Consider the following 686-nt stretch of genomic DNA (forward strand, 5'->3'; position numbering starts at 1 on the left):
AGAAGTAGGTAGCTTAACCGCAAGGAGGGCGCTTACCACGGTAGGATTCGTGACTGGGGTGAAGTCGTAACAAGGTAGCCGTATCGGAAGGTGCGGCTGGATCACCTCCTTTCTAGAGTTTGCACGAATCAGGTAACTGGTTCACGCATCAAATGTTCACACTTATCGGCTGTTTAATTAAGAAGAAACAGTAGTCGTAGTAGCACCGCGTTGGGGCTGTAGCTCAGCTGGTTAGAGCACCGTGTTGATAACGCGGGGGTCGTTGGTTCGAGTCCAACCAGCCCTACCAGTAAAAACAAACCCGGGGGTAAGGTGGGCACTAGTCCAGCCAGACCTACCAGTATGTAACACACCCAGGGGGATTAGCTCAGCTGGGAGAGCACCTGCTTTGCAAGCAGGGGGTCGTCGGTTCGATCCCGTCATCCTCCACCAATACTTTGAAAGTGCAAACGTAAGCCGTCAGGTTTAGGTTTGATCTTTTAGCGATCAAAGCTGTTTCGTTCTTTAACAATCTGGAAGAAGTAAAGATTATTTATTGATCGGTTTGCCGTAAAAAGCAAATCGATGGGTAATGATTGTATGTATCAACAAACAAGCAACAACGTTGTACTTTCTTATCCCTGTAGCGCTCTTTGATTATTTAGGTAATCAGAGGCTAACGTTATAGGGACAAGCGAATAAGTGCA

General features: G+C 47.2%; 2 tRNA genes and 1 rRNA gene. All 3 read left to right on the top strand.

From position 1 onward, the window contains the following. Positions 1-112: ribosomal RNA gene (locus GCN78_RS28840) — 16S ribosomal RNA — on the top strand; the annotation flags it as partial. 100 nt (positions 113-212) lie between these two features. Further along, positions 213-289: transfer RNA gene (locus tag GCN78_RS28845), tRNA-Ile, on the top strand. Between the two features lie 67 nt (positions 290-356). Beyond that, positions 357-432 (top strand) — tRNA-Ala (locus tag GCN78_RS28850). Positions 433-686 lie beyond the last annotated feature (254 nt).

It is taken from the genome of Janthinobacterium rivuli (assembly GCF_009208735.1).
GTDB lineage: Bacteria > Pseudomonadota > Gammaproteobacteria > Burkholderiales > Burkholderiaceae_D > Janthinobacterium.